The sequence below is a fragment of the Microbacterium aurugineum genome (assembly GCF_023101205.1).
GTDB classification, from domain to species: Bacteria; Actinomycetota; Actinomycetes; order Actinomycetales; family Microbacteriaceae; genus Microbacterium; species Microbacterium aurugineum.
In genome coordinates this window covers 3,049,768-3,075,486 of record NZ_CP078078.1, presented here as the reverse complement: position 1 = coordinate 3,075,486, position 25,719 = coordinate 3,049,768, and the positions used below count along the sequence as shown (strand labels likewise).

Genomic DNA, 25,719 nt, shown 5'->3' with positions numbered 1-25,719 from the left:
TGTGCGTGCACTCCGCCGTCGATCATCCGATGATGCCTTCTCGCCGACTCACTCCGCGACCGGGAGTCCGAGATCCTTCAGCGAGGCCACGGCGGTGTCCTGCGCAGTGGTGAAGATGTCGGCGACCGTCGCCGTGCCGGCGACGGCGGCCGCGGCGGTCTCGTTCATCTTCGACAGCGTCGAGAAGCCCGGGGCGTACGGGAAGTCGGGGTTCAGGTTCTCGGTCGCCGTGCCGAGTTCGGCGAGCACATCCTGACCGCCGAACTGACGGAGCATCTTCTCGGGGGTCTCCACGTCGCCCTTGGCGGCGACGACGAGGCCCTGGGAGGCGAGGTCGTCGACCTGCGTGTTGAACCAGGCGTTGAACTCCATGGCCTCGGCGGGGTGCTCGCATCCCTTCATCACGGAGACGCCGGAGCCGCCGTCGGGGCCGCTCATCGCGCCGGCGCCGAAGTCGGGGAGCTGAGCCACACGCCACTGTCCTTCGGCCGGGGTGCCGTCGAGCGAGTCGAGGAGGAACCCGGCCTCCCACGCGGCTCCGACATGGCCGATGAGGCTGCCGTCGTTGAGCGCGGCGGTGAAGCCTTCGCCCCAGCGCTCGGTCGCGAGCGTCTGCTTGCTGTCGAGCAGTCCCTGCCAGAATGCGGCCACACGCTCGGAGCCGTCGCCCTCGGCATCGACCTTCCACTCGTCGCCGGCGGTGGTGAACCAGGTGTCCCCGGCCGCGGCCGACTGGGCGGAGAGCCAGTTCTGCGCCTCGTCGGGCGTGAAGGCGGTGACGTACTTGCCTGCGGCCGTCGCCGTGGCGGAGTCGGCCGTGAGATCGTCCAGCGTCTTCGGGGCATCGAGGCCCAGCGCCGTGAACTCGGCCTCGTTGTAGAAGTACACGAGGGGGCCGGTGTCCTGCGGGAGGCCCACGATCGCGTCGCCGACCTTCATGCCGCTGAAGGCCCCGGCCGAGAAGTCGTCTTCGTACTTCTTGGCCTCGTCCGCGACGTCTTGCAGCAGTCCCTTGACGAACAGCTGCGGCACCTCGGAGTACCCGGTCTGCGCGAGGCAGGGACCGTTGCCGGCCTTCACGTCGGTCTCGAGCTTGAGGATCATGTCGCTCGACTTGCCGTCGAACTTCGTCGCCTTCACCTGGATGTCGGGGTGATCGGCGTTCCAGCGCTCGACGATCTCCGAGGTGGGGGTCATCCCTTCGCCATCGGGGAGGCGGTGCAGGTACTCGATGGTGACGGGGTCGCCGCCGGCGCTGCTCTCACCGGAATCGCCGGATGAGCACGCGGCGAGGCCGAAGGCCGACACCGCGCCCACCGCGACGATCGCGGCGGTGCGGGTGAAGCGAGGGGTGATTGCCATGCTGTTCTCCTCTTCGAGGTCAGGTTCATGCGGACCGCCCTGGGCCGGGGCTGACGCCGGAGCGTCGTCGATCACAAGCACATCAAATCAGAAAATGTTTGCGCTCACAAGCCTGGGATGACGACAACTCGGCGCAAGCTGGCCTCGCCAAAGGGAGCGCTGACATCACGACGGCATGCGGTCGCGGATCCTGCTCACCCCGCGCGGACCTCGTCGCCGACGCGGATCACGCCGCCCGCGTGAAGCTGGCCGTGATCCGACGGTGTCCGGCAGGGGAGGAGCAGGCGTCCGAGGGTCGGCTCCGGCTGCGCGAAGGAGCCCGTGAGGGTCGTGAGCACCTTGGCATCCCGCACGCCGGTGTCCGGGTTCGCATGGGTCGCGAGGCACCGCACGATGGGCCCGGCTGCCTGGAAGACGACGCCGCCGACGCGGACCTCCCCCGTCCAGTCGAGCTCGCTCCAGGGTGCACTGTCGTCGATCACCACGTTGGAACGGAAGCGTCGGTCGTCGACGCTCATCCCGAGGGCTTCACCCAGTGCGTGCACGCTGCCCCGGCCATGCACCGAGACGTAGCCGCGCGGACGATCCTGGAAGCGCGAGGTCTCCCCATCGCCGACGAGCACGAGCGGGAGTCGACCTGGTCGCCGGAGGCGACGGCCTTCGGGGCTCGCCAGGACGAACTCGGTCACGGCTGCGGTCAGCTCGCGCCGACCATCGTCGTCGAGTCCTGCCTCGACGAGCACCGTGCCGGAGTGTTCGATCCGCACGCGCCGTGTCTCGTCGTCGTATCCGGTGCGCAGGGCGGCGAGAGCGGGGAAGTCCTGGAGTGCGAGTCCCTTGGATTTGGGCCAATAGTCCAGGCCGTCCCGGTCTTCCGGCACGGCGGCATCCGCGAACCGGAACGCCAGAACGCGGTCTCCGGCGATCCGGCCGTCGGTTTGCACGGTCAGGGCGTCGCGGCGCTCGGGGGTGAGCCCCTTGATCGGGTGACGGTAGAGGGCGACGACGCGGGCCATGAGGAGATCTTCTCAGGTGCCGACACCCGCGCATGACGGACAGCGCTCCGTCGCCGAGGATCACCTCACAGACGGCGGGCATGACGAAACACCCGCATGGCCTGCGGGTGTTCGAAACAGATCAGGCGGTCAGGCCTTCTCTAGTTCGTCCTCGTCTTCGTCGGCATAGTCATCCGCCCACTTGTCGACATATGCGTCTTCGTCGGTCGGGTGACCCAGCTCGCGCTCGAGAGCGGAGTAGTTCACCGACGGACTGTACGCCTTGAGTTCGCGGGCGATCTTGGTGTGTTTCGCCTTCTGACGGCCACGGCCCATGCGCGAGACCCCCTCACGAGTTAAGCGGCGGGATTCGAGGCCCGCGGCATTTTTCACGACACCGGCCTGAAGCCGGTAAGAGTAGCATTCAGAATAGCACGCGGGTAAGACGCTCTGGCCTAAGCCAGACCGGTGAAGGGAACGATCTTCATGACCGACGACACCTCCACTCCGTCCGACGAGGCCGCACAGAACGCGGCATTGCAGAAAGCCGTCATCGTCGGCATGCAACCGGGCCAGGACCGACACGTGGTCGATGAGGCCGTGAGATACGCGCGTCTGCTGAGTGCGCCGCTCGTCGTCGCGCACGTCGATGTCACGCGTTTCGTGACCTACGAAGACCCGGACGGGTACGTGCACTCGGCGCCGATCGACATCAACTTCGATGCGGGTGCCGCGGAGTTCGAGGCGGTCGAGGCCGAGGCTGCGAGGTTGCTCGCGGGCGCGGACATCACCTGGACCGCCCGCCAGCTCGTCGGGGATCCGGCCCTGGCGATCAAGCAACTCGCCAACAAGCTGGATGCGCAGCTGATCGTCGTCGGCACGCGCAAGCGCGGCATCGGCGAATCGATCAGGGAGTTCTTCACCGGCTCGGTCGCAGCGCGCCTCGCCCACCGGCAGCATCGCTCGATCCTGGTCGTGCCCCTCGGTGAGATGGTGCCCGATGACCAGAAGGAGATCTGGCCGGAGTGACGCGGCGACACCCCTCCTGACCGTCGACGCCCCCTCGCATTCCCGGGAATGCGAGGGGGCGTCGACGATCAGAGGGGGTGTCGAGCATCGGTGGGGGGGGTGCGGGGTCAGGATCCGCGGACGCTGAGGGCTGCCGTCACGTTGCGGGCGGCCTCGTCGAGCGCCGTCTCGAGCTCGGTGACGACGGATGACGACAGGGTGCCGCCCTTGGCGAGGTGGGTGCGCAGATCGGTCCGCACCCGGGCGCGGAAAGCGTTGACCACGGCATCCGCTCGGTGCATCTCCTCTCGACTGAGGAGTCGGGAGTCGTCGCTCTCCGTGCGCGGACGGCTCTTCGCGGCCGAGCGTTCACCCTTCTCGGCAGCGGCGAGGTCGGCGCGGAGGCTCTTCATCGCGTCCTGGACGCTCTGGCGCACTTCACTGGCGATCAGGCGCACGGAGTCCGTGATCCCGGCCTCGATCCCGGCGAGGTCACCCTCCCGCGAGGCGAGCTCCGCGCGGCCGGCTTCGGTGATCGAGTAGATCGTGGTGCGGCCGTCGACGGTCTTCGTGACCAGGCCCTCCTCCTCGAGCTTCGCCAGGCGCGGGTAGATGGTCCCGGCGCTGGGCGTGTAGGTGCCGCCGGTGCGGTCGGTGAGCGACTGGATGATGCCGTAGCCGTGCTGCGGCGCCTCGGCGAGGAGCGACAGCAGGTACAGGCGGAGGTCGCCGTGCGAGAAGACGGCCGGGGTCATGCTTCCCACTCCTCGTCGTCGGTGATGGAGGCCGGGGTGCGGCGGAGCACGGTGACGCCACCGGAGACGGAGTTCGCGCGCAGGTCGACGAAGCGCCCGGCGAGCTCCCCGGTGGTGCCGGTGTAGTTGCTGGGGCCCGAGGTGCTGCGCTCGATCCCGTCGATGAGCAGCCGACCGCTCAGGGACCGGATGACGTAGTTCGCGGCGAGTGACTCGTCGAGGCGCACCGTGGTGCCGCCGGAGACCGAGTTGACGTTGATGGTGTTCACGTCGCCGGCCGCATCCACGAGCGTCGAGCCCGAGACGATGTCGACCGTCGCCTTGCGCACGGCCCCGGTGACGGCGACATCGCCGGAGACGCTGTTGGCGCTGATCGAACCGGTGAGTCCGCGCACCTGCACATCGCCGGAGACGGAGTTGACCGTGAGGTCGCCGATCAGGGTGTCGACGATGATGTCGCCGGACACGGTGTTCAGGCGTGCGTCGTTGCGGATGCCCGAGACCAGGGCGCAGGCACTGACCACGCCGAGGGTCAGGGCGATCGAGCGGGGGACCGCCACGCTCACCTCGGCGCGGGGGCCACCGGAGCCGAAGTTGCGGAACACCTCGAGGAAGTTGTCCCAGCCCAACTGCGGGTGGTCGATCTCGACCTCACCGTCGTGGGACTCGATACGGAGGTCTTTGGTGGTGACACCGTGCACCTCGATGCGGATGCCGGGTTCGTCGTGGGCGATGACATCCACCTGTCCGCCGACCAGGCCCACCTTGAGGCGGGTGACGGACTCGATGTCGATGACGCGTTCCTCGCCCGGGGCGATGAGCCACTTCTCGGTCATGTGCTTCTCCTGTGTGAGTGTTCGAGATATATCGTGTGTTGCCACCGTAACACGATATATCTCGACATTGTCAACCCCCGCGCGTCCGTCGGAGGGTCGATGGGCCGAGCGGTAGTCTTCGACGGAAGGACTTCGAGGGGAGAAGATGTGGCCGGGCGATCGACGAAGCAGCCCATCGCCGACCGAATGTACGAGGTGCTGCTGCACCAGTTCATGTCGGGGGAGCGGGCGGCGGGGCAGAGCCTGAACATCGGTGCCCTGTCACGCGAGCTGGATGTCAGTCAGACGCCCCTGCGTGAGGCCCTGGCGCGGCTGGAGCACACCGGACTCGTCCAGCGCGAGGCGCTGCGGGGCTACCGCGTGGCCCCGGTCATGACGCGGGAAGAGGTGGAGCAGCTCGGCGAGGCCCGCGTGCTGCTGGAGCCCCGTCTCGCCTACGAAGCCGCGCAGCGGACGACCCCCGAATTCCTGGAGGGTCTGCGCGAGGCGGTGGAGGACTTCCGGCGCTCGGCCGAGGTCGCCGATACCGAGACCGAAGGCTTCGACCTCTACTGGCGCAGCGATGCGCGCTTCCACATGATGATCGCCGCGCAGTCCGGCAACGCCTTCCTGGAGCTGTCCTATGCGGCACTCGGCGGGCAGATCCAGCGGTTCCGCCTGTTCTCGAAGTTCGGGCGCACCGGAGCGGTGAGTGCGGCGCCGGAGCACGATGCGGTCTACCAGGCGATCGTGGCCGGTGACGCGGAGGGTGCGGCCGACGCGATGCGCCACCACATCATCGGTGCCACCGAGCGGCTTCTGAACGCCTGAACGGCGAGCGGTTCCGCGAAGGAGGCGACCTGTCGCTCTTGGAGGGATTGCGCTATACTATTTTTTGTGAGCGCGCAGAGTGAGGGCACCATGTCGACGTCGACGACCGGATCAGCCGGACCGTCCGGATACGTCGCACGTCCGCTCGTCGAGGGCTTCCCCGGTAAGTCGAGTTCGCACGGTGCATTCGGATGGAGCAGCCTGTGGCTGCTCGATGACGGCGTGCGACGCGTGCTGGTCGATGCCGGACAGCCCGCGTACATCCCCCTCATCCATGCCGGCCTCGAGCGATACGGTCTGACCACGGACGACGTGACCGACGTGCTGCTGACGCACATGCACTGGGATCACGTCTCGAACTTCCCGATGTTCGCGAACGCCACGACCTGGGTGGGGGAGCGCGAGCTGCGCTGGGCGGCCGAGCAGCCGTCCGGGACTCCCTTCCTTCCCGACCTCCACGTGCAGGAGCTTCTTCGCCGCACGGATCGGGTCGGACGCATGGCGGCGGGCCAGGAAGTGCTCCCCGGCATCCATGCCATCGACAGCGCAGGGCATACCCCGCACCACCTCGCCTTCTATCTCGAGCGTGCGGACGAGAAGCGCGTCTTCGCCGGGGATGCGGTCAAGAATCTGTACGAACTCGCCTCGGGGCGGGTCGACTCGACGCTCGACGCCGACACCAGCGCGGCCACGATCGTCGCGATGCGCTCACTGCTGACCGACACCGGAGCCAGCCTCGTACCCGGACACGACGTCGAACTGAGATGGGAGGCCGGCGAGGCACACCGCCGACGCCCCGTGGGAGCCGCGATCGGCTTCTTCGCCGATGCCTCCACGGGTGAAGAGGACCGCAGCATCGGCTGACCGCCGAGCGCGCACGAGAGGACGATGATGACGACAGTGCTGTACACCGGCGGGACCGGGCGCATGGGACGGGTGATCCGCGAGGGGCTCGCCTCCCGCTACGACCGCGTCGTGCTGTTCGCGCGGACCGACACCGATGAGTCGCTCTTCCCCGGCGAAGAGGTCGTGATCGGTGATCTCGGCGACCTCGACGCGCTCACGGCGGCGGCGGAGGGCGTGGACGTGATCGTGCACCTCGGCGGGATCGCGGACGAAGCGCCGTTCGAGGAGATCCGCCGCGTGAACATCGACGGCACCTACCACGTCTACGAAGCGGCGCGACGGGCCGGTGTGCGTCGTGTCGTCTACGCCAGCTCCAACCACGTCGTCGGTTTCCATCCCGCGGAGGAGGTGCTGGACGAGAGCGCATCGCTGCGTCCGGACACCTTCTACGGGGTCTCGAAGGCGTTCGGTGAGGCCCTCGCCAGCCTCTACCACGATAAGTGGGGGGTCGAGTCGGTGCTCGTCCGCATCGGCACCTTCCGTCCGGAGCCCGAGGACAGGCGTCAGCTCGCGCTCTGGCTCAGCTGGCGCGACGGGGTCGAGCTCTTCCGCTGCGCGATCGAGAGCGCCCCGGTGGGCTGCGCGGTCGTCTACGGCTGCTCGGCCAACACCGGCCGCTGGTGGAACGGTGACGCGGGATGGGCCGCGATCGGCTACGTGCCCCGCGACGATGCCGCTGACCACACCGACGGCGTGGACTTCGCCGCTCCGGCACCTACTCTGCACGGCGGTGCTTTCGCCGCCCCCGACTACGAAGGAGGGATCTGGTGACATCGCCCGATTCCCAGGATGTGCTGATCACCACCGCGTTCCTCGAACCCGGCGACGAGGTCGACCGGATGCTGCGCGGCGCAGGACTCACGACTCGGCATGAGCCGGAGCTCGAACGCCTGTCCGCCGAGGAACGGGCACGGGCGCTCTCGGGCGTCCGCGCGATCATCGCCGGCACCCGCCCCCTGGGCGAGGAGGAGTTCGCGCAGGCCCCCGCGCTGCGCATGATCGTGCGCACGGGCGTCGGCTACGACAGCGTCGACGTGGGTGCGGCGACGGCACGCCGAGTTCCCGTGTGCGTCACCCCCGGCGCCAACCGTCAGGCGGTCGCGGAGCACGTCTTCGCCCTGGCGCTCGCCTGTGCCCGGCGCATCCCCGAGAACATCAGCAACCTCGCCGCGGGCACCTGGCAGCAGCTCACCGGACGGGAGCTGCGGGGAGCGACTCTCGGAATCCTCGGGCTGGGCTCGATCGGAAAGGCGGTCGCGACGATCGCCGCGGGCTTCGGGATGAACGTCGTCGCGTACGATCCGTACTTCGACGAGAGCTTCGCCGCGGCCAACGGCATCCGTCGGCTCGAACTCGAGGATCTGCTCCGAGAAGCCGACTTCGTCACGCTGCACCTGTTCCTCGACGAAACGACCCGGAACCTCCTCGACGCCTCTCGCCTCGCTCTGATGAAGCCCGACGCGGTGCTGATCAACACCGCGCGCGGCGGCATCATCGACGAGGACGCCCTGGTCGACGCCGTCCGCGACGGGCGCATCGGCGCCGCCGCTCTCGACGTCTTCGCGGACGAGCCGCTGGGGGCGTCGAGCCCGCTCCTGCACACCCCCGGCATCCTCGCCACGACGCACGTCGCGGGTGCGACTCGCGAGGCCCGTGGCGAGTCCGGTCGCATGGCCGCGCGCAACGTGATCGCGACTCTTCGCGGTCAGGCTCCCGAGTTCGTGGTGAACCCCGACTACGACGCGGTGACCGCATGATCGTCGAAACCTCTTCGGGGCCGGTGCGCCTCGCCGCCAACCTCAAGTGGATGTTCACTGAGGTCCCCTTCGCCGAGCGGTTCGACGCGGCCGCCGAAGCGGGCTTCACCGCGGTGGAGTTCGCCTCGCCCTACGAGCTCGCGCCCGCGGACGTGCGTCGGCTGCTCGACGACGCGGGCCTGGCGCAGATCCTCATCAACACGCCCGCCGGACCCGCGGGGACGCCCACAGCGTCGGGGGCGGCCTTCGTGCCCGGTGCCGAGCAGGAGTTCCGCGAGGGGGTGCTGCGGGCGCTGGAGTACGCGACGGTTCTCGATGCACGAGTGGTCCACGTCATGGCCGGCATCAGGCCGTCCGGAGCCGACCCCGAGGCCGCCTTCGCGACCTATGTGTCGAACATCTCCTGGGCGGCCGAGCAGGCACGTGGCACGGGGGTCCGGCTGGCACTGGAAGCGATCAACAAGCGTGATCAGCCCGGCTACGGCCTCGCCTCGATGGAGACCGCGGCGGCGGTGGCGCAGGTGGTGGATCCCGACATCGTCGGCGTGCTCTTCGACGTCTACCACGCGCAGGTTGACCGCGGGAACGTCATCGAGCGTTTCGAGCAGCTCCGGCCGATGGTCGCGCATGTGCAGATCGCCGACAACCCCGGTCGCGGCGAACCCGGAACCGGCGAGATCGCCTACGAGCGCGTGCTCGCCCGGATCGCGCAGAGCGGATACCCCGGGTGGATCGGCTGCGAGTACGCACCCGTCGCGGGCACCCGCGACGGGCTCACCTGGATCGAGAGGACCCTCCGGTGACCGACCCGAGAATCGCGCTCATCAGCGCGACACCCCTGGCGATCGCCCCGGCGGCCGCCGCCCTCACCGCCGCCCTTCCCACGGCGACGGTGTGGAACCTGCTCGATGATCGTCTCCTGGCCGATGCGCAGACCGAGGGCGGTATCACCGCACCGCTGGCTGCGCGCATGGACAGCCTCATCGAGCTCGCTCTGGCCGGGGGAGCGGATGGCGTGCTGCTCACGTGCTCCCAGTTCGGAGAGCGTGCCGACCGGCGGGAGAGCGACGCCGACGGTGTCACCGTGCTCTCGGCCGACGGTCCCCTCTTCGCCGAAGCCGTCGCCGCCGCCCCCGAACGGGTTCTGCTCGTCGCCTCGTTGGCTTCGGCCGCGAGCGACAGCGGAGCGCGTCTGGAGCAGGCGTTCGCGGCTGCCGGGTCGGCGGCGCGCGTGCACCCGCTGGTGATCCCGGACGCGGCCGCGCCCCTGTCCGCGCCGGAGCTCGTCGAGACACTGGCTGCAGGGATCGCCGGCGTCGACGAGGCCTACGACCTGGTGGTTCTCGCCCAGTACTCGCTCGCGGGGGCCGCGTCGTCCCTCGCGGATCGCTTCGGTGTCGCGGTCCTGGATGGGCCGACTGCAGCCGCGCGACGGTTGACCGCGGCACTCCGGGAGGATCGAGGATGATCGGCGTCATCGCCGACGACATGACCGGGGCGACGGATGTCGCGGCGGCCCTGCGCCGGGCGGGGCTGCGCACGCTCCTCGTTCTCGGCACCGAGCTCGACGAGCACGCTGGTCCCGCCGACGGCATCGTCATCGGACTGAAGACCCGGTCCCTTCCCGTCGAGGAGGCCGTCGCCCAGAGTCTCGCCGCGCTCACGGTGCTACGGCGTCAGGGAGCGGATCGCATCTACGTCAAGTACTGCTCGACGTTCGACTCCACGGACGAGGGCAACATCGGTCCGATCACGGAGGCGATCGCCGACGCCCTTCGCGCGGATCTCGTGGTGACGACGCCGGCCGCACCCCTGCACGGGCGCACCGTCTACCGCGGCCACCTCTTCGTCGGCGACGTGCTGTTGGCCGAGACGCACATGCGCGACCATCCGGTGACCCCGATGCGCGACTCCTCGGTGCCGCGGCTGCTCGCGGCGCAGTGCACGGCGCCGGTCGGGCTCCTGCCCCTCGACGTGGTGCAGCGGGATGCCGACTCCGTGCGCGAGGTCATGCGTCGGTCGCGTGCGGAGGGGATCCGTCACCTCGTCGCCGACGCCGTGACCGATGCCGACCTCGCCGTCCTCGCCGACGCCGTCGACGGGGAGATCCTCGTGGCCGGATCCGCCGGGCTTGTCGGAGCGATGGCTCTGCGGGAGACGGCGGCCGGCGCGACGGCGCCCACGCCCCCATCGGGTCGCACCGCGATCATCGCGGGCAGCTGCTCCCGACGCACGCTCGAGCAGATCGACCGCTTCGTCGGTTCGGGCGGCCCCGCTCATCGCGTCGTGGCCGAGCCCGGCGACACCGCCGAGGAGCTGGCTGCGCGCGCGGTGGAGTGGTGGGAGCACCTGCCCTCCGACGCGGATGCCCTCCTCTACTCCTCCACCCCGGCAGCGGAGCGCCGCCAGGATGTGCCGGGTGCCGGCGAGCTCTACGAACAGGCGGCGGGCCTCATCGCCTCGCAGCTGTCGGATCGAGGTGTGAAGCGTCTGCTGGTCGCCGGAGGGGAGACCTCCGGCGAGGTCGTCCGGGCCCTCGGCACGACCGTCGCGGTGGTGGGGGAGGAAGTCGCACCGGGAGCCCCCTGGATCCACGACGAGGAGCGCGACGTGCATCTGGTCCTCAAGTCCGGGAACTTCGGCGAGGAGGACCTCTTCGTCGAGGTCGCGGCACAGGGGCGCACAGCATGAGCGCCGATGCCCGCCGCGCGATCGAACGCGTCGCCCACTCGATTCACCGCCGCGGCCTCACGCATGGCCGCACCGGGAACCTCGCCGTGCGCGACGGGGACCGCGTGCTGCTCACGCCGACCGGGGTCAGCCTGGCCGACGTCGACGCGGACCGGCTGTCGGTGGTCGCCCTCGACGGATCGCACCTCGACGGTCCGAAGCCGACGAAGGAAGCCTTCCTCCATGTCGCGCTGCTGCGTGTGCGGCCGGAGGCGAATGCGGTCGTGCACACGCACTCGGTCCATGCCGCCGCGGTGTCGTGCCTGTCCGACGTCGATCCCGAGAATCCGATCCCGCCCCTGACCGCGTACTACGGCATGCGAGTGGGAAAACTGCGGATGCTGCCCTACTTCGCCCCGGGAGACCCGGCAGCGACCGGTGCCGTCGAGGATGCCGCGCGGGTCACGCATGCCCTGCTCCTGCGCAACCACGGCCCCGTCGTCGCCGGGGCCGATCTGGATGCCGCCCTCGACGCGGTGGAGGAGCTCGAGCACACCGCGCAGCTGTTCCTCCTCACGCGCGGCCTCGCCACGTCGCCCCTCACCTCGGCGCAGCTGCACGCGCTCGCCACGCCCTCCGGAAGGACCTCCTCGTGATCACCCTGTACAGCGGGCTCGTCGTCAAGAGCCCCCTCGTCGAGCACGTCATCCCCGCGTTCGAGCGCGAGACCGGCACGCACATCGAGGCGACGTTCGAGCCCACCACCGTACTCCTGGAACGGATTGCCGCGGGAGAGCGCCCCGACCTGGTGCTCGGCGTCTCGTCCTCCGTCACCGATCTCGCGGCGCGGGGTCTGGTGGACCCCGAGGTCGTCGCCGAGATCGCGGTTTCCTCCGTCGGTTTCGCCCGACCGGACGACGCAGCAGGACCGGCCGACGACTCGGCGGCGACGTTCCTCGACTATCTGCTCGCCGCCCGTGCCGTCGCCTACACGCTCAGCGGGGCGAGCGGTGTGCACTTCATGAAGATGCTTCGCGAGCGTGGCCTCCTCGAACGCATCGATGAGCGCGCGGTGCGATGCGAGAGCGGACTCACGGCTGAGGCGCTGCTCGACGGACGTGCCGACGTCGCGATCCAGCAGGTGAGCGAGTTGCGCTCGGTCCCCGGTGCGCACGTCGTCGAGCCGATTCCCCACGAACTGCAGTCCTACGGGCGGTTCGCCGTCGGTGCCCGTCCCGGCGCCGGCGACGACGCGTCCCGATTCGTCACCCTCTTGACCGAGAAGCCGGCACAGGACGCATTCGCCGCGTTCGGGCTGTCGCGTCCCTGAAACCCGAACGAGGAGAGCACCCATGAGAAGAGTCATCGTCGACACCGACACCGGGGTGGATGACGCCCTGGCCCTGATGCTTCTGGCCGCCGATCCGGAGGTCGAGATCCTGGCGGTGGTCAGCGTCTTCGGCAACACCACCGGAGAGCGGGCCGCCGACAACGCACGGTACGTGCTGGACACCTGCGGACGCACCGACGTTCCGGTCTACCGCGGAGCGGACGAGCCGCTGGTGCAGGAGCTGCGGATGAACCCGGGCATCCACGGCGAGGACGGCTTCGGCAACACGGGACTCCGGCCCGCCGAGTCGGTCGACCCCGAGCCGGTCGGTGTCTCCGTCGTGCTCGACCTCGTCGACCGATATGACGGCGAGATCGACTACCTCGCGCTCGGTCCGCAGACGAACCTCGCCGCTGCTGTCGAGGCCCGGCCCGACCTGCTGCAGCGACTTCGCTCGACCACCATCGTCGGGACGCTCGGCCCGGCGCTGTACCACGACACCGCGCCGTGGGAGGATCGTCGGTTCCGGGTCTCGCGTGACCCCAACGTGTCGTTCGACATCGACGCCGCGCGTATCGTCGCAGCCCACGAGGGCGACGTCACCTGGTGCGGGCCGTACGTCACCCGTCAGGCCCTTGTCCCTGAGGACTTCTTCCTCGACATCGCCTCGTCGACCGGCTTCGCGCCCGCGCAGCTGATCACCGCGATCAGTCGTGACTATGCCGGCTTCTACTCGCGTTCCTACCCGCAGCCGGAGGGGCGCCGGGTCATGGGCATCAACGACAGCATGGCGGTGGCGAGCCTGCTGTATCCGGAACTCGTGACCGGGGCGGTCATGCGGCCGCTCGAGACATTCCGGGACCCCGAGACCGGAGACCGCTACCTCGCCGGCGTGCATCCGGTGAAGGACGAGACGCGACCGATCCACCGCGTCGTCTTCGACATGGATTTCGACGGCGTGCTGGATCGGATCGGCGAGGTGCTGCGGCGACCGCTGCCCTGGCGCTGACCTCCGCGAACGGCTCAGTCGTAGGTGCGCGCGCGGACCCACGGCATCGGCAGCAGATCGGCGGCGGTCACCCACACCGGGTGGCCGCCGCCGTCTGCGAGCGTGCGGATGCCCGGTGCGATCGCGGGCACGACTTCCCGGCAGACGCCGCAGGGGTTGAGGATCACGGTCGTGCCGTCGTCGCGCAGGCCGACCGAGACGATGGCTTCGATCTCCTGCTCGCCTCCGATCCGGGCGTTGGCGAGGGCGGTGCTCTCCGCGCAGACGCTCTCTCGTGGGGTACGCAGGCTGAGACCGAGGTAGATGGCTCCGGAGGCTCCGCGCGCGGCGGCGGCGACGCGGTGGAGGTTCGCATCGTGCGCACGGATGATCAGGTCGGATGCGGCGGCGAGGAGCCGTCGGTCGTCGTCGTCGAGCGAGGAATTCACGATGAACTCTTTCCGTCACGGAGGGGGCTATTGCTATACTATAGTCGTACTCGGATCTGCTTCCCGAAGATGCACACTCCTCGCCGTTGGGTGAGAACTGTGTCATGACCAGGGGATATCCGCATTCAAGGGTCGATCAACTCCCTCTCGGGGGCAGAGCAAAGGAGCTCCATGAGCACTGAAGAAGTAGTGGCCACCGCACCGCAGCAGCTGAGGGGCAAGGCGAGCCGCACCGAGCGCAAGAACCTCCGTGCCTTGAGCTGGGGGCACGCGCTCGAATGGTACGACTGGGCGATCTTCGGACTGCTGTCGGTCTACCTCGGCGCGGCGTTCTTCCCCTCCGACAGTCCACTCGCCTCGACCTTGAACGCACTCGCCGTCTTCGCGGTCGGGTTCGTCGCACGTCCGCTCGGCGGGGTCGTCTTCGGCTTCGTGGCCGACCGCTTCGGGCGCAGGAAGATCATGATCTTCGCCGTCGGCGCGGTCGCGCTGGGCAGCTTCATCATCGGCGTGCTCCCCGACTACCAGACCATCGGAGCCCTCGCGCCGATCGTCGTCGTCCTCGCGCGCCTCCTGCAGGGACTCTCCGCCGGTGTGGAGGCGCCGCTCGGCACGGCGTACGCGCTCGAGCTGGTTCCGAACCGCCCCGGTTACGTCGCCGGCTTCTTCGCGTTCTTCAACAACCTGGGCAACCTGCTCGCACCCACGTCGATCTTCCTGATCAGCCTGCTGCTGGGCCCCGAAGCCCTCGCCGCGTACGGCTGGCGCATCCCGTTCATCGTGGGTGGTCTGTTCGGTCTGATCGTGCTGTGGCTGCGCCGGACGCTGCCCGAGACCCTCGACACCGCGGCGATCCGCACGGTGGGTGCGGTCCCCACCAAGGACAACTCGGTGTGGCGCGACGTCCGCAAGTACTGGCTGAGCGTGCTCGCGACCGTCTTCATCGTCGGTGCGATCCAGGCGTACAACTACACGTGGATCGCCGGACTCCCGAACCTCGCCAACGGCACGTTCGGGGAAGACCCCACCGCCGTGTTCGCCATCACCACGGGAATGGGCGTCTTCCTGACGGTCGGGGCCTTCGCGCTGAGCCGCATCCTCGATCGGTTCCCGATGTCCAAGTGGTTCGTGGTGGCGCGTCTCGCGGCCATCCCGACGATCTTCCTGGCGCTGCTGTACTCGCAGCCCGGGGTCGGCACGCTCGCCGGCGTGATGTTCGGTGGGGCGATCGTGCTGCTCCTGAACATGACCATCTTCGTCGTCGTGTCCAACTCCCTGCTGCCGCAGCACATCCGCGGCACCGGGCTCGGTCTCGGCTACGGCCTGGGAGTGGCCATCTTCGGTGGCACCGCCTCGTACCTGCTCCTCTGGCTGCAGAGCCAGGGCATGATGTGGGTCTTCCCGATCTACATCGCGGCCCTCTGCGCGATCAGCGTGGTGCTCTACGTCCTCGCGAAGCGCCGCAACGGCCTCTTCGTGGGCAAGTGACCTCCTGATGGATCTGTGGCGCGAGATCGTCGGCTGGGCCGGCAGCGCTCTCTTGATCGTCTCGCTCTTGCAGCCGACGATCTCGCGCCTGCGCTGGTTGAACCTCGGAGCCTCTTCGCTGCTGATGGGATACAACCTGATGCTCGGCAGTGCGCCCATGGTCGCCCTCAACATCACGCTGATCGCGATCAACTGCTGGTACCTCTTCGTCTACACGCGTTCCGCCCGCGCCGCACGGCTGAGGGCGGCGACCGTGGACGGGCTCAGTGAAGCGTCCGATCGGCAGACCAGCCGCTAGGACATGAAAGAAAGCATGGATATGGAACGACTGATCATTGACACCGACCCCGGGATCGACGACGCGGGGGCGCTGTTCTGGGCACTCTCCTCCGACGCCTTCCAGATCGAGGCGCTGACCACGGTGTTCGGCAACATCGATGTCGACACGGCGACGGCCAACGCCCGCAAGATCGCCGCCGTCGCCGGTCGTTCCGACCTGCCGATCTGGAAGGGTGCCAGCCGGCCACTGGTCGGCGAACCCCACTTCGCGGAGCACATCCACCGTCCTGGCGGGGTGGGCTTCTGGGAGTACCCGGACCCGGACCCCCAGGCCGAGGTCGAGCCGGACGCCGTCCGCCGGATGATCGACACGGTCATGTCGGCTCCGGGCGAGGTGACGATCATGGCCCTCGCGCCCCTGACGAACGTGGCTCTGGCCATCAAGCTGGAGCCGGATTTCGCGCGCTCGGTGCGTCGCATCATCTACATGGGCGGCGCGGCACTCACGTGGGGCAACGTCACGCCCGTCGCGAGCGCGAACATCTTCAACGATCCCGAAGCCGCGGAGATCGTCATCCAGTCCGGGGCACCCCTCACGCAGGTCGGCCTGGACGTGTCCCGGAGCTTCGCCCTCACGCCGGACCACGTCCGCACCCTCTGGGAGTCGCGCTCGCCGATGGGCCTGGCGCTCTGCGAGATGATCGGATACCCGGATCGTCAGAACGACCCCGACGAGATGCCCGAGTGGAAGACCGAGGGCATGCACCTCAACGACGTGCCCTGCGTCGCCTATGCCCTCAACCCCGACTGGTTCACGGTGCGCAACCTCCGTGTGGACGTCGAGCTGAACGGGACGCACACCCGCGGACAGACCGTCGTGCAGATGATCGATCGCTGGCAGGGGGTGCCGAACGTCGACGTGCTGTTCGACATCGATGCGCAGGCGGTCGCCGACGCGCTCACGGCCTCGCTCACCGCGTTCGGAACCGCCACCGACTGACCTCTTCACCCTGGACGGCCTCACCCTCGGAATCGGGGGTGGGGCCGTTCGTGTGTTTTGGGGTCTTGACCTTGACGTTACGTCAACTCCTAGAGTCGAGTCATCGAACGGAAGGAGGCGTAGGCATGGACACGGGCGACTGGTCGATCCAGGAGATCGCGCGGCTGGCCGGCACGACGAGTCGCACGCTGCGGCACTACGACCACATCGGTCTGCTGCCGCCGACGCGCATCGCGCACAACGGCTACCGGCATTACGACGCCCAGGCACTCGTACGACTCCAGCGCATCCTCCTGTTGCGGGAGCTCGGACTCGGGCTGCCGCAGATCGCGGAGGTTCTCGGAGCATCCACCGACCGGATGCCCTCGCAGACCGAAGCCTCCGCACTGGAGACCCATCTCGCGCTGCTGCGCGAGGAGCAGACCCGGCTGGCGCGACAGATCGCGTCGGTCGAATCCACCATCACGGCATTGAGAGGAGGTGAACGACTCATGGCAGAGAACATGTTCGACGGTTTCGACCACACGCAGTACAAGGGCGAGGTCGAGGAGCGCTGGGGCAAGAAGGCCTACGCCGACAGCGACCGCTGGTGGCGCGGGATGACGGATGCCGAACGCGCCGACTGGCAGCAGCGCGTGTCCGACCTCGGGCGCGACTGGATCGCCGCCGCGGAGAGCGGTATCGATCCGGCATCCTCCGAGGCTCAGGAGATCGCGCGGCGCCACGTCGAGTGGCTCACGGGCATCCCCGGCACCCCCGCCGCCGTCCCCGGAGGCGACGTCAAGGCGTACGTGATCGGGCTCGGCGAGATGTACGTCGCGGATCCGCGTTTCGGCGCGAACTACGCGACATCGTCCGGCGGCACGCACGGTGCGGAATTCGTCCGCGACACGCTGCGCATCTACGCGGAGGGCAACCTCTAGCCCAGATCCTCCTTCCGGTCGCGATATGTCACCCCAAATCACCGTTTCGGCTGCCATATCGCGACCGGAACGGGCGACCGGGACGGCGCGGGGGCGTACCGAAGGGGCGACCCGGATGCAAGGGGGCGCTCGCGGGGTGGTCCCGGGCGTAGGGTCGGGGCATGGCTCACGGATCCCGGCGCAGGAACCCCGCGTCGCTGTTCGTCGCCGCGGCCGCGGTCTATGCCGCGAACTGCATGCTCGGCGCGTCGGTCGCGGCGCGGATCGTCGACACCCGGAACTTCCGGTGGCTGCATCACCTGCTCTACATCGCCACGTGCACGTCCGTCGGCGCCGCGGTCGTCGCGGGATCCGCAGGCCGGTCCCGCCAGGGCCGTCGTGCCGCACTCGCGGTGCTCCCGGCCGCCGTCCCCCTCGCCGCGATCCCGTACCTCGGCACGCACACCCGGCGGCATCCGCTGGTCGCGCTCACCGCCGCCCCCTTCATCGTCGCGGGGCTGGTGCTCTCGCGATCCGCCGCCGACCGGAAGTGACACGCATGGAACTGCTCGACGCCATCCGCCGCCGCAAGACCACGAACGGGGCTTTCCTGCCCGACCCCGTCTCCGAGGAGCATCAGCGCATCCTCCTGGAAGCCGCGGGGCGTGCGCCGTCGCAGCTGAACAGTCAGCCATGGCGATTCGTCGTGATCGAGAGCCGCGACACCATCGAGCAGATCGCACGCATCTCGGGCGAGAGCATGACCGAGGCGATGTCGAACGGCACGTTCTTCGAGCGCTACAAGCCGTACTTCCGCTTCAGCGAGGCCGAGATGGAGGAGAAGCGCAGCGGCATGCTCTTCGACAAGCTGCCCGCCGCACTGCGCCCCTTCACGAGTCAGGTCTTCACGAAGCGCGGGCAGACCCTCATGAACACCTTCGGGGTTCCGAAGACCCTCGGTGCCGAGAACCGCAAGCTGGTGGCCGGATCACCGCTCCTGCTCGGGGTCATGCTCGACCGGAGCGAGTATCGGCCGGGGCAGCTCTCGTCGTTCTACTCCGTGTTCAGCATGGGAGCGGCGATGGAGAACGTCTGGCTCACCACGGTCGAGCTCGGGATGGGGATCCAGTTCATCTCCTTCCCGATGGAGGTGCCTGGTCGCTGGGACGAGATCGTGCAGCTGCTTCGTGTGCCGGACGACCTGGAGCTCATGGCCGTCTACCGACTCGGCTACCTGCCGCCGGAACAGCGTCGTCCCGCGATCGACTGGTCGAGCAGTCAGCGCAAGCTCGTCTCGCAGTACGTGTTCCGCGAGAACGGCGAGACGCCGCAGGAGGGATGGGATGGCGCGCCGCCCCGGGGCGAGATCATTCCCGGTCCTCGCCCGACAGAGGCGTGAGATCGCGCAGCGCCGGTCCCTCGATCCGGGTGCCGTCGGCGCGGAAGCGTGAGGCGTGCAGGGGGCAGTCCCACGAGCACTCGGCGTCGTTCCACGTGAGCACTCCGCCCAGATGAGGGCACACCGCGCTCACTGCGCGGGTGACGCCGTCGACCGTCGATACCGCGACCGGCCGACCCGCACGGTTCGCCACCGTGCCCTGGCCCTCGGCGGGCTGCGGGACGGGGGTGGGGTGGCGTTCCGCCTCCGTCCACCCGGACGCGAGGGCCGCAGCCACCTTCCCGCCTTCCTTCGCACCGCGCCCCAGATCGGCGGGGACCGTGAGCCGTGTGCCGATCGTGGTCATCCAGGCCGCGCGCTCGCGGCGAGGGGTGCCGAGGATCTCGGCCGTGAGGCGCAGTGCAGCGGCCGGACCGTTCGAGAGGCCCCATTTGCCGTAGCCGGTCGCGAAGCGGATGCGACCGAGACCGCGTGGCATCGCCCCCACGAATGGGATGAGGTCGTGCGACTCGTAGTCCTGCGCCGACCATCGATGCGTCTCCTCGGCGCCGGGGAAGTGCAAACGGGCCCAAGCGATGAGGTCGTCCACGGCTGCTGCCTCGCCGTCTCCGCGCCCGACCGGATGACCGTTGCCGCCGACGACGAGCTGGGCTTCTCCGCCCGGACCGTCCTCTGCGCTCACCGGACGGATCGAGCGGGTGGGACCGTCGACTGAGAGGAAGGTGCCGTCCGGGAGGCCGCCCGGCACGCGGAAGGAGACGCAGTACGACCGCAGCCCTCGCGTCTTGGCGAAGTACAGGCCGCGATCCGTGATCGGTGTGCCGGTCGCGAGCACGATGTGGTCGCCGAAGAGTGGTCCGTCCACGGTGTCGACCCGGCCGGCGAAGGCACGTGTCCCCGTCGCCCGGACTCCGGTGTGCACCGTGCCGCCCGACGCGAGCAGCTCGGTGACGAGGGCCTGGGCCACCGCGACCGGATCGATCGTCACCTGATCGTCGAGCGCGACAGCCGCGGCCACCGGGAACGTCGTCTTCGGTCGGGTCGTCGCCATCAGCAGCCTCGTCGGCAGCCCGGCTTCCCGCGCGGCGGTGTGCTGGTCCCGGACGATCCCCGCGCCGGCAGGACCCTGCGCGTAGGAATGATCGGTGCGGCGGGTGTAGGTCACGCCTGCCATGTCGGCGAACGCGGTCAGCCACTCCATCCCCGCGCGATTGGCGTCGACGTAGGCCCGCACGAGAGAGGCCGGATGGTGCCGTCGGAGCGCTTCCAGGTGCGCGCCGTGGAGGATCGAGAGCTTGCCCGTGTTCGCACCCGTTGCGAGCTCGGCGATCCCGCCCGCATCGATCACCGCGACGTCGAGTCCGGCGCGGGTGAGCATCACGGCGGTCGAGAGTCCGGTGATGCCCGCCCCGACGACGACCACGTCGTGATGCGCGCCCGCCTCGAAGGGGGAGCCCACGGTCAGGTTCTTCTCGAGCTTCCACAGTGGTCTCATTCCAACAGTCAACGTCGCGAGGAGCGAGGGAGCCACGCCCTTGACATCGACTCGGCGCGCTGGCACGCGCGACTAAGGTGGCGAGCATGACCTTCCGCCGCATCCTGCTCGTCGCCGTGGGCGGCATGGTCGGCACGGCGGCGAGGCTGGGACTCGGACTGGTGTTGCCCGACGCGGGTGGCTTTCCGGTGGCCGTGCTGCTCGCCAACGTCCTCGGAGCCGTGCTGATCGGGGTGCTGGCCGCGCGCCTTCCCTCCTCCACGGACCTCCGCCTGGCTCTCGGCACCGGTGTGCTCGGCGGATTCACGACGTACAGCGCGTTCATGACCGGCACGGTGGAGCTGTGGGCGGACGCGCCGGTGCTCGCAGCCGCGTACGCGATCGGCAGCCTGGTGCTCGGACTGGCCGGAGCGGCGCTCGGTCTGCGCTTCGGCAGACCCCGCCACGGAGCACCCGCGTGACCCCGCTGCTCTTCCTCGGTGCCGCGCTCGCCGGCGGAGTCGGTGCGGTGCTGCGCTATCTCGTCGACCTCGGTGTCGCGCGGCTCGCCGGCCGCCGCTTCCCGTGGGGCATCCTCCTCGTGAACGTATCCGGCTCCTTCGCTCTCGGGGTGGTCACCGCGGCTCTGCCTGACGCGGCGTTCGTGCTCGGCGCCGGACTGCTGGGCGGATACACGACGTTCAGCACCGCGATGCTCGACACGGTCGCGCTGTGGCGAGACGGCGAGCGCGGGTCCGCGGTGTTCAACGCGGTCGGGATGCTCCTGCTCGGCGTCCTCGCCGCCGCTCTCGGCCTGGCCCTCGGCACCGCCCTCTGACCCCCGGACCGCCGCAGTCCCCGCCCCCCGCGGTCCGTCGCGAAGGTCGACACCCCCTCTGCTCGCCGAGGCCCCCTCTGGATCGCACCAATCAGCGGGGGCGTCGGCGGTGAACGGGGGTCTCGGCGGAGGAGACGGACGGGACGGACGCGACGGGACGGGGGTGAAGCAGGGGTTGCGGGGGCGGGAAGGGGCGGGGTATTCTCCTTGCTAATCGATTAACGCTAAACGATTAACACCCGTTCCTGCACTCGTGCACTGTCGAAGGAGACACCGATGCCCCGTACGACCCGCCGCGCTCTGGGCGCCCTCGCCGCGTCTGCGGCCGCCGTCCTCGCCCTCAGCGCCTGCTCCTCCGCGACCGCGGGGGAGAGCTCCGACGGCGACGTCACCCTCAGCTACGCCATCTGGGACGAGAACCAGAAGCCCGCGATGGAGGACATCGCCGCGGCGTTCACGAAGGAGCACCCGAACGTCACGATCGACATCCAGGTCACCCCCTACAAGGAGTACTTCACCAAGCTGCAGACCGCTGCGACGGGTGGCTCGGCGGCCGATGTCTTCTGGATGAACGGCCCGAACTTCCAGCTGTACGCCTCGAACGGCCAGCTCGCACCTCTCGACGACGGCGGGATCGACGCCGCGGACTACCCTGAGGGCCTGATCGACCTGTACACCTACGACGGCAAGCTCTACGGTGCCCCGAAGGACTTCGACACGGTCGCCCTCTGGTACAACAAGGCGCTGTTCGACGCTGCCGGGGTGGAGTACCCCTCGGCGGGGTGGACGTGGGATGACTTCACCGCGGCCGCCGCGAAGCTCACCGATCCCGCGAAGGGGCAGTTCGGCGTCGCGGCGAGCCAGTACGGCCAGGAGAACTTCTACAACTCGATCGCCCAGGCCGGGGGAGAGGTCATCTCCGCCGACGGCACGAAGAGCGGATACGGATCGCCCGAAGCGCTCGCCGGCATCGAGCTGTGGACCGACCTGATCGCCGCCGGCTCTTCGCCCACGGCACAGCAGATGACCGACACCAACCCCGAGGACTTCTTCCTCTCCGGCAAGGTCGCCATGTTCCAGAACGGGTCGTGGGCGGCCATCGCCTACGCGGACAACGCCGACATCGGCGGTGACGTCGACGTGGCACCGCTGCCCGCCGGCGCCGAAGGCAACCAGAGCGTGATCCACGGTGTCGGAAACGTCGCCAACGCGAAGAGCGCCCACCTCGCCGAGGCCAAGATGTTCGCCGAGTTCGCCTCCGGTGAGCAGGCCGCGAAGATCCAGGCCGAGACCGGCACCGTGATCCCGGCGTTCGACGGCACGCAGCAGGCGTGGGTCGACGCGCTTCCCCAGTACGACCTGCAGGTCTACATCGACGCGCTCGAGAACGCCGTCCCGTACCCGGTGTCCAAGAACACCTCCGCCTGGACGAGCATCGAGAGCGAGGTGCTCTCCCAGGTGTGGTCGGGTGCGGTGACCCCGAAGGACGGCCTCCAGGATCTCGCCGCCCAGATGCAGGCGGCACTGGACGCCGAGCAGGACTGATCGTATGACCGTCCTCGCGCCGCGCGCGGTCGAGACGGCGGAGCGGATGCCGGAGCCGCAGGGCTCCGGCGTCCGTCGCCGCCGTCGGAGTCCCGGAGCTTCGCCCTGGTGGGCGCTGGTCTTCCTCGGGCCGACCGCACTGGGCATCGCCGTGTTCTACCTGTGGCCGACCGTCCGGACCCTCATCATCTCGTTCACGAAGTCGGGGCCGTTCGGCGGGTCCGAGTGGGTGGGCATCGAGAACTACACGCGTCTGTTCCAGGATCCCGAGCTCATCGGGGCCCTCCGCAACACCGCGATCTACACGGTCATCGCGCTCATCGGCATCCCTCTCGCGGTCGGGATCGCCGCCCTGCTGAACACCGCCGGGCTCAAGGGCCGCAGCGCCTACCGCACGCTGTACTTCATCCCCGTCGTCACGATGCCGGCTGCCATCGCGCTGGTCTGGCGCATGATCTACAACGGCGACTACGGGGTGCTCAACGCCGCTCTGGGGGCCGTCGGCATCGAGGGGCGCAGTTGGCTCACCGACCCGAACACCGCGTTGATCGCGATCGCCGTCGTCGGGATCTGGGCGGGGCTGGGCACCAACATCGTGATCTTCCTCGCCGGTCTCCAGGGCATCCCCGACACGATCATGGAGGCGGCCGACCTCGACGGCGCGGGTCCTGTGCGCAAGTTCTTCTCGATCACGATCCCGCTGCTGTCGCCGTCGATCTTCTTCGTCAGCGTGATCAGCGTGATCGGGGCGCTGCAGGTGTTCGACCTGATCTACATGATGCTCGGACGCAGCAACCCCGCGATGCCGAACACCCGCACCGTCGTCTATCTCTTCTACGAAGCGGGCTTCCTCGACAACGACCGCGGCTATGCGGCGGCCGTCGCCTTCCTCCTGCTCGTGATCATCCTGATCCTCACGATCGTGCAGTTCCGTCTGCAGAAGAAGTGGGTGCACTATGAGTGACGTCTCGCTCGACACGCGCGCCGTGGTCGGCGCTCCCGCGGGCCGCTCGGGCACGCGCGCCGGGAAGCCGAGGAATCGTGGCCTCTGGATCGTGCACCTCGTGCTCCTCCTCGGCGCCGTGCTGATGGTCTTCCCGTTCGTCTGGCAGCTGCTGACCTCGTTCAAGACGCTGTCGGACTCGGTGCAGGTGCCGCCGTCGTTCCTGCCGCGTGAATGGGTGTTCACGAACTTCGCCGAGGTCTTCGACTCGATGCCGTTCGGGCAGATGTTCCTGAACTCCGTGCTCCTCACGGTCGGGCGCACGGTCGGACAGGTGGTGCTGTGCACGATGGCGGGCTACGCGTTCGCACGTATCCCGTTCCCCGGGCGCAATGCCCTGTTCGTGGTGTTCCTCTCGGTGCTGATGGTGCCGTCGCAGCTCTACCTGCTGCCGCAGTACGAGATCATCCAGTCGCTGGGGTGGCTCAACACCCTGCAGGCGCTCATCGTGCCCGGCATCTTCAGCGCGTTCGGCACCTTCCTGATGCGGCAGTTCTTCATGTCGATGCCCGCCGAGCTCGAGGAGGCCGCGCGCATCGACGGCGCGAATCCGTGGCAGACCTTCTGGCGGATCATGGTTCCGCTCGCGAAGCCTGGCATCATCGCACTTGTGGTGTTCACCGTGCTGTGGTCCTGGAACGATCTGCTCTGGCCGTTGATCGTGACGACCGACCCCGCGAAGATGCCACTGTCGGTCGGGCTCTCGCAGCTGGTCGGCATCCACGGCACGGACTACCCGGTGCTGATGGCGGGTGCGCTGCTGGCGACGCTCCCGATGCTGGTGACCTTCATGATCCTGCAGCGGCAGTTCATCCAGGGCATCGCGTTCAGCGGATCGAAGGGCTGAGACATGGCGAAGAGCGAGCACCAGGTGCCTCGGCGCCCGACACTGCGCATGGTGGCCGAACGGGCCGGGGTGTCGACCGCGACCGTGTCGTATGTGTTCTCCGGACGGGCGGGGGCGGCCTCGGGGGCCGGTGTCGCCGAGGCCACGGCCGCGCGGGTGCTGGCCGCGGCCGACGAGCTCAACTACCGGCCGAACAGCGCGGCGCGGGCGATCCGCACGGGGCGCAGCGGCATGGTGCAGCTCTCGTTGCACATGCTCAGCGACCCGTGGTCCCTTGCGGTGGCCGACGCGGTGAACGCCGAGGCGAACAAGCACGGACTCACCACGCTGATCCTCGCCGACGGCGACTGGCATGCCGCGCTCGACCGCGTCGAGAGCGACGTGGCCTATCTGGACGGCGTGGGACTCGACGAGTCGGCGCGGCAGAACCTCGCCGACCTCGTCCGGCGCGGGCAGCGTCTGGTGGTGTTCTCCGAGCACCTCGAACCCGAGGGATTCGACGTGATCCGCTCCGACGCGATCCCGGGATGCGAGATCGCGATGGATCATCTGCTGGAGCGGCACACCGCGATCGGATGCATCGCCGCCGAGGGAGCGGTGCGCCTCGCCGGTGAGCAGGTCACGCGCTACACGCCCTACGTCGAGAAGCTGGCGGCCGCCGGCATCGAGCCGGACCCGAACTGGACCGTGACGTACGCCGACACCCAGGCGAGCGCGTTCACGGCGGCGGTCGAGTTGCTCTCGGGTGAGAACCGGCCGCGGGCGGTGTACGCCACGACCGACTTCGCCGCGATCGCCACGATCAACGCCGCGCACATGCTCGGTCTGCGGGTGCCACACGACGTCGCGGTGGTGGGCGTCGGCAACACCCCGGACGCCCGCCTGATCGCGCCCACACTGACGACCGTCGGCCCGACCGACTTCTACGAGAGGCAGGCGCGCATCATCGTCGACCGCGCCCTCGAGACCGAACCCGCCCCCGGGCGCCTGCACGACTTCGCATGGACGCTCTTCCCCGGCGGATCCACCGACCTCGACGCCCCCGCACCGCGGGCCCGTTGACCTCGGCATCCCGCAC

The 25,719-nt window shown here is 69.0% G+C and carries 30 protein-coding genes; 23 read left to right on the top strand and 7 right to left on the bottom strand.

All coding sequences use genetic code 11. The annotated features are described in order from the left end of the window. Positions 1 to 48 precede the first annotated feature (48 nt). From KV397_RS14790 to KV397_RS14780, 3 genes are all read right to left on the bottom strand, one after another. Positions 49 to 1,362, bottom strand: coding sequence for an ABC transporter substrate-binding protein (locus KV397_RS14790; RefSeq protein WP_261811601.1), 1,314 nt, complete (start codon positions 1,360 to 1,362; stop codon positions 49 to 51). Between the two features lie 194 nt (positions 1,363 to 1,556). Then, positions 1,557 to 2,378, bottom strand: a complete 822-nt coding sequence (locus KV397_RS14785) for an MOSC domain-containing protein (protein ID WP_261811600.1) — start codon at positions 2,376 to 2,378, stop codon at positions 1,557 to 1,559. Between the two features lie 129 nt (positions 2,379 to 2,507). Then, complete coding sequence (locus KV397_RS14780) at positions 2,508 to 2,693, bottom strand: DUF3073 domain-containing protein (RefSeq protein WP_029259537.1); 186 nt, start codon at positions 2,691 to 2,693, stop codon at positions 2,508 to 2,510. A gap of 150 nt (positions 2,694 to 2,843) precedes the next feature. On the opposite strand from KV397_RS14780, the gene KV397_RS14775 reads away from it, so the two are divergent. After that, positions 2,844 to 3,386, top strand: a complete 543-nt coding sequence (locus KV397_RS14775; protein ID WP_261811599.1) for a universal stress protein — start codon at positions 2,844 to 2,846, stop codon at positions 3,384 to 3,386. A 107-nt stretch (positions 3,387 to 3,493) separates the two neighbouring features. Here KV397_RS14775 and KV397_RS14770 read toward each other — a convergent pair whose 3' ends face one another. Next, the gene (locus KV397_RS14770; protein WP_047522962.1) at positions 3,494 to 4,120 is read right to left on the bottom strand and encodes a PadR family transcriptional regulator; all 627 of its coding nucleotides are present in this window, start codon (positions 4,118 to 4,120) and stop codon (positions 3,494 to 3,496) included. Beyond that, on the bottom strand, positions 4,117 to 4,956 hold the full coding sequence (locus tag KV397_RS14765) for a DUF4097 family beta strand repeat-containing protein (RefSeq protein WP_261811598.1): 840 nt from the start codon (positions 4,954 to 4,956) through the stop codon (positions 4,117 to 4,119). Before KV397_RS14765 ends, KV397_RS14770 begins: the two co-directional genes overlap by 4 nt. Positions 4,957 to 5,142: 186 nt before the next feature. Between KV397_RS14765 and KV397_RS14760 the strand changes: the two genes are divergently transcribed. The 10 genes from KV397_RS14760 to KV397_RS14715 all read left to right on the top strand — a co-directional run bounded on the left by KV397_RS14760 (position 5,143) and on the right by KV397_RS14715 (position 13,438). Continuing rightward, on the top strand, positions 5,143 to 5,766 hold the full coding sequence (locus tag KV397_RS14760; protein WP_052193564.1) for a GntR family transcriptional regulator: 624 nt from the start codon (positions 5,143 to 5,145) through the stop codon (positions 5,764 to 5,766). Positions 5,767 to 5,832: 66 nt separating this feature from the next. Then, entirely contained in the window at positions 5,833 to 6,630 is a 798-nt protein-coding gene (locus KV397_RS14755; RefSeq protein ID WP_261811597.1) for an MBL fold metallo-hydrolase, read from the top strand. 24 nt (positions 6,631 to 6,654) lie between these two features. Then, positions 6,655 to 7,443, top strand: a complete 789-nt coding sequence (locus KV397_RS14750; protein WP_261811596.1) for an NAD-dependent epimerase/dehydratase family protein — start codon at positions 6,655 to 6,657, stop codon at positions 7,441 to 7,443. Beyond that, the gene (locus KV397_RS14745) at positions 7,440 to 8,429 is read left to right on the top strand and encodes a phosphoglycerate dehydrogenase (RefSeq protein WP_261811595.1); all 990 of its coding nucleotides are present in this window, start codon (positions 7,440 to 7,442) and stop codon (positions 8,427 to 8,429) included. The genes KV397_RS14750 and KV397_RS14745 overlap by 4 nt, the downstream gene beginning before the upstream one ends. Further along, positions 8,426 to 9,232, top strand: a complete 807-nt coding sequence (locus KV397_RS14740; RefSeq protein ID WP_261811594.1) for a hydroxypyruvate isomerase family protein — start codon at positions 8,426 to 8,428, stop codon at positions 9,230 to 9,232. Before KV397_RS14745 ends, KV397_RS14740 begins: the two co-directional genes overlap by 4 nt. Then, a complete protein-coding gene (locus tag KV397_RS14735) occupies positions 9,229 to 9,897 on the top strand; it encodes a hypothetical protein (protein ID WP_261811593.1) in 669 nt (222 codons plus the stop codon). The genes KV397_RS14740 and KV397_RS14735 overlap by 4 nt, the downstream gene beginning before the upstream one ends. Then, complete coding sequence (gene otnK / locus KV397_RS14730; RefSeq protein WP_261811592.1) at positions 9,894 to 11,120, top strand: 3-oxo-tetronate kinase; 1,227 nt, start codon at positions 9,894 to 9,896, stop codon at positions 11,118 to 11,120. The genes KV397_RS14735 and otnK overlap by 4 nt, the downstream gene beginning before the upstream one ends. Continuing rightward, positions 11,117 to 11,755 carry a class II aldolase/adducin family protein gene (locus tag KV397_RS14725; protein ID WP_131492100.1) on the top strand — a complete coding sequence of 213 codons (639 nt, stop codon included), beginning with the start codon at positions 11,117 to 11,119 and terminating at the stop codon, positions 11,753 to 11,755. Before otnK ends, KV397_RS14725 begins: the two co-directional genes overlap by 4 nt. Beyond that, on the top strand, positions 11,752 to 12,429 hold the full coding sequence (locus KV397_RS14720) for a substrate-binding domain-containing protein (protein WP_248569823.1): 678 nt from the start codon (positions 11,752 to 11,754) through the stop codon (positions 12,427 to 12,429). The genes KV397_RS14725 and KV397_RS14720 overlap by 4 nt, the downstream gene beginning before the upstream one ends. 22 nt (positions 12,430 to 12,451) lie before the next feature. Beyond that, complete coding sequence (locus tag KV397_RS14715; protein WP_131492102.1) at positions 12,452 to 13,438, top strand: nucleoside hydrolase; 987 nt, start codon at positions 12,452 to 12,454, stop codon at positions 13,436 to 13,438. Positions 13,439 to 13,452: 14 nt separating this feature from the next. Here KV397_RS14715 and KV397_RS14710 read toward each other — a convergent pair whose 3' ends face one another. Further along, positions 13,453 to 13,866, bottom strand: coding sequence for a cytidine/deoxycytidylate deaminase family protein (locus KV397_RS14710; RefSeq protein WP_131492103.1), 414 nt, complete (start codon positions 13,864 to 13,866; stop codon positions 13,453 to 13,455). Positions 13,867 to 14,037: 171 nt separating this feature from the next. Between KV397_RS14710 and KV397_RS14705 the strand changes: the two genes are divergently transcribed. The 6 genes from KV397_RS14705 (at position 14,038) to KV397_RS14680 (ending at position 18,934) form a co-directional block, all read left to right on the top strand. After that, positions 14,038 to 15,354, top strand: coding sequence for an MFS transporter (locus KV397_RS14705; RefSeq protein ID WP_248539585.1), 1,317 nt, complete (start codon positions 14,038 to 14,040; stop codon positions 15,352 to 15,354). Between the two features lie 7 nt (positions 15,355 to 15,361). Further along, positions 15,362 to 15,652 (top strand): hypothetical protein, encoded by a 291-nt coding sequence (locus KV397_RS14700; protein ID WP_131492104.1) that lies wholly within the window; start codon positions 15,362 to 15,364, stop codon positions 15,650 to 15,652. Positions 15,653 to 15,667: 15 nt separating this feature from the next. Next, positions 15,668 to 16,633, top strand: coding sequence for a nucleoside hydrolase (locus KV397_RS14695; RefSeq protein WP_261811591.1), 966 nt, complete (start codon positions 15,668 to 15,670; stop codon positions 16,631 to 16,633). Between the two features lie 125 nt (positions 16,634 to 16,758). Then, complete coding sequence (locus KV397_RS14690) at positions 16,759 to 17,556, top strand: MerR family transcriptional regulator (RefSeq protein WP_261811590.1); 798 nt, start codon at positions 16,759 to 16,761, stop codon at positions 17,554 to 17,556. Between the two features lie 161 nt (positions 17,557 to 17,717). Beyond that, on the top strand, positions 17,718 to 18,089 hold the full coding sequence (locus KV397_RS14685; protein WP_261811589.1) for a hypothetical protein: 372 nt from the start codon (positions 17,718 to 17,720) through the stop codon (positions 18,087 to 18,089). 5 nt (positions 18,090 to 18,094) lie between these two features. After that, the gene (locus KV397_RS14680; protein WP_047522975.1) at positions 18,095 to 18,934 is read left to right on the top strand and encodes a nitroreductase family protein; all 840 of its coding nucleotides are present in this window, start codon (positions 18,095 to 18,097) and stop codon (positions 18,932 to 18,934) included. On the opposite strand, the gene KV397_RS14675 is transcribed toward KV397_RS14680, so the two are convergent. Further along, entirely contained in the window at positions 18,903 to 20,429 is a 1,527-nt protein-coding gene (locus KV397_RS14675; protein ID WP_261811588.1) for an FAD-dependent oxidoreductase, read from the bottom strand. The two genes, KV397_RS14680 and KV397_RS14675, sit on opposite strands and share 32 nt — an antisense overlap. Positions 20,430 to 20,515: 86 nt before the next feature. Between KV397_RS14675 and KV397_RS14670 the strand changes: the two genes are divergently transcribed. The 6 genes from KV397_RS14670 to KV397_RS14645 all read left to right on the top strand — a co-directional run bounded on the left by KV397_RS14670 (position 20,516) and on the right by KV397_RS14645 (position 25,703). Next, a complete protein-coding gene (locus tag KV397_RS14670; RefSeq protein WP_261811587.1) occupies positions 20,516 to 20,890 on the top strand; it encodes a fluoride efflux transporter FluC in 375 nt (124 codons plus the stop codon). Further along, positions 20,887 to 21,246 carry a fluoride efflux transporter FluC gene (locus tag KV397_RS14665; protein WP_134352852.1) on the top strand — a complete coding sequence of 120 codons (360 nt, stop codon included), beginning with the start codon at positions 20,887 to 20,889 and terminating at the stop codon, positions 21,244 to 21,246. Before KV397_RS14670 ends, KV397_RS14665 begins: the two co-directional genes overlap by 4 nt. 276 nt (positions 21,247 to 21,522) lie before the next feature. Next, positions 21,523 to 22,791, top strand: coding sequence for an ABC transporter substrate-binding protein (locus tag KV397_RS14660; RefSeq protein WP_134352853.1), 1,269 nt, complete (start codon positions 21,523 to 21,525; stop codon positions 22,789 to 22,791). A 4-nt stretch (positions 22,792 to 22,795) separates the two neighbouring features. Further along, positions 22,796 to 23,755 carry a carbohydrate ABC transporter permease gene (locus KV397_RS14655; RefSeq protein ID WP_047522979.1) on the top strand — a complete coding sequence of 320 codons (960 nt, stop codon included), beginning with the start codon at positions 22,796 to 22,798 and terminating at the stop codon, positions 23,753 to 23,755. After that, positions 23,748 to 24,641 (top strand): carbohydrate ABC transporter permease, encoded by an 894-nt coding sequence (locus tag KV397_RS14650; RefSeq protein ID WP_194239336.1) that lies wholly within the window; start codon positions 23,748 to 23,750, stop codon positions 24,639 to 24,641. Before KV397_RS14655 ends, KV397_RS14650 begins: the two co-directional genes overlap by 8 nt. Before the next feature lie 3 nt (positions 24,642 to 24,644). Further along, positions 24,645 to 25,703: a LacI family DNA-binding transcriptional regulator gene (locus KV397_RS14645; RefSeq protein ID WP_261811586.1), complete on the top strand. Its 1,059-nt coding sequence runs from the start codon at positions 24,645 to 24,647 to the stop codon at positions 25,701 to 25,703. The last annotated feature ends 16 nt before the right edge of the window (positions 25,704 to 25,719 follow it).

Excerpts from the sequence above, each read along its gene's own strand:
- KV397_RS14790 (WP_261811601.1), bottom strand. The coding sequence starts at position 1,362 with ATGGCAATCACCCCTCGCTTCACCCGCACCGCCGCGATCGTCGCGGTG.
- KV397_RS14785 (WP_261811600.1), bottom strand. The coding sequence starts at position 2,378 with ATGGCCCGCGTCGTCGCCCTCTACCGTCACCCGATCAAGGGGCTCACC.
- KV397_RS14780 (WP_029259537.1), bottom strand. The coding sequence starts at position 2,693 with ATGGGCCGTGGCCGTCAGAAGGCGAAACACACCAAGATCGCCCGCGAA.
- KV397_RS14775 (WP_261811599.1), top strand. The coding sequence starts at position 2,844 with ATGACCGACGACACCTCCACTCCGTCCGACGAGGCCGCACAGAACGCG.
- KV397_RS14770 (WP_047522962.1), bottom strand. The coding sequence starts at position 4,120 with ATGACCCCGGCCGTCTTCTCGCACGGCGACCTCCGCCTGTACCTGCTG.
- KV397_RS14765 (WP_261811598.1), bottom strand. The coding sequence starts at position 4,956 with ATGACCGAGAAGTGGCTCATCGCCCCGGGCGAGGAACGCGTCATCGAC.
- KV397_RS14760 (WP_052193564.1), top strand. The coding sequence starts at position 5,143 with ATGTACGAGGTGCTGCTGCACCAGTTCATGTCGGGGGAGCGGGCGGCG.
- KV397_RS14750 (WP_261811596.1), top strand. The coding sequence starts at position 6,655 with ATGATGACGACAGTGCTGTACACCGGCGGGACCGGGCGCATGGGACGG.
- KV397_RS14740 (WP_261811594.1), top strand. The coding sequence starts at position 8,426 with ATGATCGTCGAAACCTCTTCGGGGCCGGTGCGCCTCGCCGCCAACCTC.
- otnK (WP_261811592.1), top strand. The coding sequence starts at position 9,894 with ATGATCGGCGTCATCGCCGACGACATGACCGGGGCGACGGATGTCGCG.
- KV397_RS14725 (WP_131492100.1), top strand. The coding sequence starts at position 11,117 with ATGAGCGCCGATGCCCGCCGCGCGATCGAACGCGTCGCCCACTCGATT.
- KV397_RS14715 (WP_131492102.1), top strand. The coding sequence starts at position 12,452 with ATGAGAAGAGTCATCGTCGACACCGACACCGGGGTGGATGACGCCCTG.
- KV397_RS14705 (WP_248539585.1), top strand. The coding sequence starts at position 14,038 with ATGAGCACTGAAGAAGTAGTGGCCACCGCACCGCAGCAGCTGAGGGGC.
- KV397_RS14700 (WP_131492104.1), top strand. The coding sequence starts at position 15,362 with ATGGATCTGTGGCGCGAGATCGTCGGCTGGGCCGGCAGCGCTCTCTTG.
- KV397_RS14695 (WP_261811591.1), top strand. The coding sequence starts at position 15,668 with ATGGATATGGAACGACTGATCATTGACACCGACCCCGGGATCGACGAC.
- KV397_RS14690 (WP_261811590.1), top strand. The coding sequence starts at position 16,759 with ATGGACACGGGCGACTGGTCGATCCAGGAGATCGCGCGGCTGGCCGGC.
- KV397_RS14685 (WP_261811589.1), top strand. The coding sequence starts at position 17,718 with ATGGCTCACGGATCCCGGCGCAGGAACCCCGCGTCGCTGTTCGTCGCC.
- KV397_RS14680 (WP_047522975.1), top strand. The coding sequence starts at position 18,095 with ATGGAACTGCTCGACGCCATCCGCCGCCGCAAGACCACGAACGGGGCT.
- KV397_RS14675 (WP_261811588.1), bottom strand. The coding sequence starts at position 20,429 with ATGAGACCACTGTGGAAGCTCGAGAAGAACCTGACCGTGGGCTCCCCC.
- KV397_RS14670 (WP_261811587.1), top strand. The coding sequence starts at position 20,516 with ATGACCTTCCGCCGCATCCTGCTCGTCGCCGTGGGCGGCATGGTCGGC.
- KV397_RS14660 (WP_134352853.1), top strand. The coding sequence starts at position 21,523 with ATGCCCCGTACGACCCGCCGCGCTCTGGGCGCCCTCGCCGCGTCTGCG.
- KV397_RS14655 (WP_047522979.1), top strand. The coding sequence starts at position 22,796 with ATGACCGTCCTCGCGCCGCGCGCGGTCGAGACGGCGGAGCGGATGCCG.
- KV397_RS14650 (WP_194239336.1), top strand. The coding sequence starts at position 23,748 with ATGAGTGACGTCTCGCTCGACACGCGCGCCGTGGTCGGCGCTCCCGCG.
- KV397_RS14645 (WP_261811586.1), top strand. The coding sequence starts at position 24,645 with ATGGCGAAGAGCGAGCACCAGGTGCCTCGGCGCCCGACACTGCGCATG.